The 3,979-nt window shown below is 61.7% G+C and carries 4 pseudogenes; all 4 read right to left on the minus strand.

Features of this window, described 5'->3' with window-relative positions:
- Positions 1-136 (minus strand): annotated as a pseudogene (locus tag DQ405_RS27945) (AraC family transcriptional regulator); the annotation flags it as partial.
- Positions 137-171: 35 nt separating this feature from the next.
- Positions 172-1,774 (minus strand): annotated as a pseudogene (locus DQ405_RS25385) (ABC transporter ATP-binding protein).
- Position 1,775: 1 nt separating this feature from the next.
- Positions 1,776-2,796: pseudogene (locus tag DQ405_RS25390) on the minus strand (ABC transporter permease).
- A 1-nt stretch (position 2,797) separates the two neighbouring features.
- Positions 2,798-3,876, minus strand: a pseudogene (locus DQ405_RS25395) (microcin C ABC transporter permease YejB).
- Positions 3,877-3,979 lie beyond the last annotated feature (103 nt).

Here is a 3,979-nt window from a genome sequence, read left to right on the forward strand (position 1 = left end):
AAAATGCTCATGGGCGTGCCGGGTGTAGGTGACCTTGCGCCCGTCGGCGATGGTGCGCGCTTCGATGAACGGCAGGCGTTTCGTCGCGCCAGAAGCGCGGCGTGTCTGCGGGACGGGCGATTGGGCTGAGCGACATGGCGTTATTTCTCCTGCATTTGCACCCGCGTGCCGTCAGGCCGGCACCAAAAAAGCCGCCTTGAGCAACTGCCGGGTATAGGCATGTTGCGGGTCAGCAAAAATAGCCTGGGCATCGCCTTGCTCCACCACCTGGCCTTGCTTGACCACCATCAACTGGTGACTCAGCGCCTTCACCACTGCCAGGTCATGGCTGATAAACAGGTAGGTCAGGTTGTACTTGGCCTGCAAGCCGCGCAGCAACTCTACCACCTGGCGCTGTACCGTGCGGTCCAGGGCCGAGGTGGGTTCGTCCAGCAGGATCAGGCGCGGCTTGAGCACCAGCGCTCGGGCGATAGCGATGCGTTGGCGCTGGCCGCCGGAAAATTCATGGGGGTAGCGATGCCGGGATTCGGGGTCCAGGCCCACTTCCTTGAGCGCCGCGATAATCGCCGCTTCCTGTTCGGCGGGCGTGCCCATCTTGTGGATACGCAGGCCTTCGCCAACGATCTCGCTGACGCACATGCGCGGGCTCAGGCTGCCGAACGGGTCCTGGAACACCACCTGCATTTCCCGGCGCAACGGGCGCACCTGCTGTTGGCTGAGGCGGTCCAGTTGCTGGCCTTCGAAGCGAATCCCGCCCTGGCTGCCGATCAGGCGCAAAATTGCCAGGCCCAAGGTGGACTTGCCCGAGCCACTTTCGCCAACGATGCCCAGGGTTTGGCCCTGGGGCAGGCTGAAGTTGATGCCGTCCACAGCCTTGACGTAATCGACGGTATTGCGCAAAAAGCCTTTCTTGATCGGAAAACCAGACTTTCAGGTCGTCCACTTCCAGCAGCGGAGGGCCGACATCATTGTTGGCTGGCCCACCACTGGGCTCCGCCGCGAGCAATTCCTGGGTGTAGGGATGCTGGGGCGACTGGAACAGTGTCTCGCAATCGGCCTGTTCAACGATGCAACCTTGCTGCATCACACACACACGATGGGCGATGCGCCGTACCAGGTTGAGGTCGTGGCTGATCAGCAGCAGCGCCATGCCCAGCCGCGCCTGCAGCTCCTTGAGCAATTCCAGGATCTTCAACTGCACGGTGACATCCAGCGCCGTGGTCGGCTCGTCGGCAATCAACAACTCCGGCTCGTTGGCCAGAGCCATGGCGATCATCACCCGCTGGCGCTGGCCGCCGGACAGCTCATGGGGCAGGGCCTTGAGGCGTTTGTGCGGTTCGGGGATACCCACCAGCTCCAGCAATTCCAACGTGCGCTGGGTGGCGACCGTGCCGGTCAGGCCCTTGTGCAGGCCGAGCACCTCGTTGATCTGTTTTTCGATGGAGTGCAGCGGGTTCAACGAGGTCATCGGCTCCTGGAAGATCATCGCAATCCGATTGCCGCGTATATGCCGCAGGGTCTTCTCTTTAAGCGTCAGCAGGTCTTGCCCTGAATACTCGATAGTGCCCGACGGATGCCTGGCCAACGGGTAGGGCAGCAGGCGCAGGATCGAATGGGCGGTGACCGATTTGCCCGAACCGCTTTCACCCACCAGCGCCAGGGTTTCGCCGCGCTTAATGTCGAAGCTGACGTGGTTGACCACCCGGTGGTGGTGCTCGCCGGTGACGAATTCGACACTGAGGTCGCGGATTTCGATCAGATTGTCCGGATTCATCTCATTTCCTCGGGTCGAACGCATCGCGAGCGGACTCGCCGATAAACACCAGCAGGCTCAACATGATCGCCAGCACCGCAAAGGCACTCATGCCCAGCCACGGCGCTTGCAGGTTGGACTTGCCCTGGGCCACCAGCTCACCCAGCGACGGCGAACCTGCCGGCAGCCCGAAGCCGAGAAAGTCCAGGGCGGTGAGGGTGCCAATGGCGCCGGTGAGGATGAAGGGCAGGAAGGTCATGGTCGAGACCATCGCATTGGGCAGGATGTGACGAAACATGATCGCGCCGTTCTGCATGCCCAGCGCCCGCGCCGCGCGCACRTACTCSAGGTTGCGGCCCGCGCAGGAACTCGGCGCGCACCACATCCACCAGGCTCATCCAGGAAAACAGCAGCATGATCCCCAGCAGCCACCAGAAGTTGGGTTGCACGAAGCTGGCCAGGATGATCAGCAGGTAGAGCACCGGCAAGCCGGACCAGATCTCCAGGAAACGTTGCCCGGCCAGGTCGACCCAGCCGCCATAAAAGCCCTGCAAGCGCCGGCAATCACGCCGTGATCGAGCTGAGTATGGTCAGGGTCAGGGCGAAGAGCACCGATACACGAAAGCCGTAGATCACCCGCGCGAGCACATCGCGCCCCTGGTCATCGGTGCCCAGCAGGTTGACCGAGGACGGCGGCGCCGGGGCCGGGACTTTCAGGTCGTAAATTGATGCTCTGGTAGCTGAACGGAATCGGCGCCCACAAGGTCCAGGCGTCCTTGGCCTTGAGCAGTTCCTGGATATACGGGCTCTTGTAGTTGGCTTCCAGCGGGAATTCACCGCCGAAGGTAGTCTCCGGGTAGCGCTTGAGCGCCGGGAAGTACCAGCCGCCGTCGAAGTGCACCGCCAGGGGCTTGTCGTTGGCGATCAACTCGGCGCCCAGGCTCAGCACGAACAGCACCAGAAAACAGCCACAGCGACCACCAGCCACGTTTGTTGGCCTTGAACCGCTCGAACCGGCGGCGATTGAGGGGGGACAGGTTCATCTCAATGCTCCCGGCTGGCAAAGTCGATTCGCGGATCGACCAGGGTGTAGGTGAGGTCGCCGATCAGTTTCACGATCAGCCCCAGCAGGGTGAAGATAAACAGCGTGCCGAACACCACTGGGTAGTCACGGTTGATCGCCGCTTCAAAGCTCATCAGGCCCAGGCCGTCGAGGGAGAAGATCACCTCCACCAGCAACGAGCCGGTAAAGAAGATGCCAATGAAGGCCGAAGGGAAACCGGCGATCACCAGCAGCATGGCGTTGCGGAACACGTGGCCATACAGCACCCGGCGGTTGGTCAGGCCCTTGGCTTTGGCGGTGACCACGTACTGCTTGTTGATTTCGTCGAGAAAGCTGTTCTTGGTCAGCAGGGTCATGGTCGCGAAGTTGCCGATCACCAGGGCAGTGACGGGCAGCGCCAGGTGCCAGAAGTAATCGAGGATCTTGGCGCCCCAGCTCAACTCCTCGAAGTTGTTGGAGGTGAGCCCGCGCAAAGGGGAAACCAGTCGAAAATAAACTGCCACCGGCAAACACCACGATCAGCAGAATCGCAAACAGGAACGCCGGTATCGCGTAGCCAACGATGATCGCCGAGCTGGTCCACACATCGAAATGGCTGCCGTGGCGCGTGGCCTTGGCGATCCCCAGGGGGATGGACACCAGGTACATGATCAGGGTGCTCCACAACCCGAGGGAAATGGACACCGGCATCTTCTCCTTGATCAGGTCGATGACCTTGGCGTCCCGGAAAAAGCTGTCACCGAAGTCCAGCTGGGCGTAGTTCTTGACCATGATCCACAAGCGTTCCGGCGCCGATTTGTCGAAGCCGTACATCTTTTCGATTTCCTTGATCAGCGCCGGGTCCAGGCCCTGGGCGCCACGGTAGCTGGAACCGGCCACCGCAACTTCGGCCCCGCCGCCAGCAATGCGGCTGGTGGCGCCGTCGAAGCCTTCGAGTTTGGCGATCATTTTGCTCCACCGGGCCGCCGGGAGCGGCCTGGATGATGACGAAGTTGATCAGCAAGATCCCGAACAGCGTGGGGATGATCAGCAACAGGCGGCGAACAATATAGGCCAGCATTCAATCGCCTCCGCTCGCCGCATCGGCGTTCTGCGTGGTGTCGAGGGATACCGCCGGTTTGACGTCGGGTTTTAGCCCACCAGGTGGCGGTGCCGACGTCGTA

It is taken from the genome of Pseudomonas sp. SST3 (genome assembly GCF_003325755.1).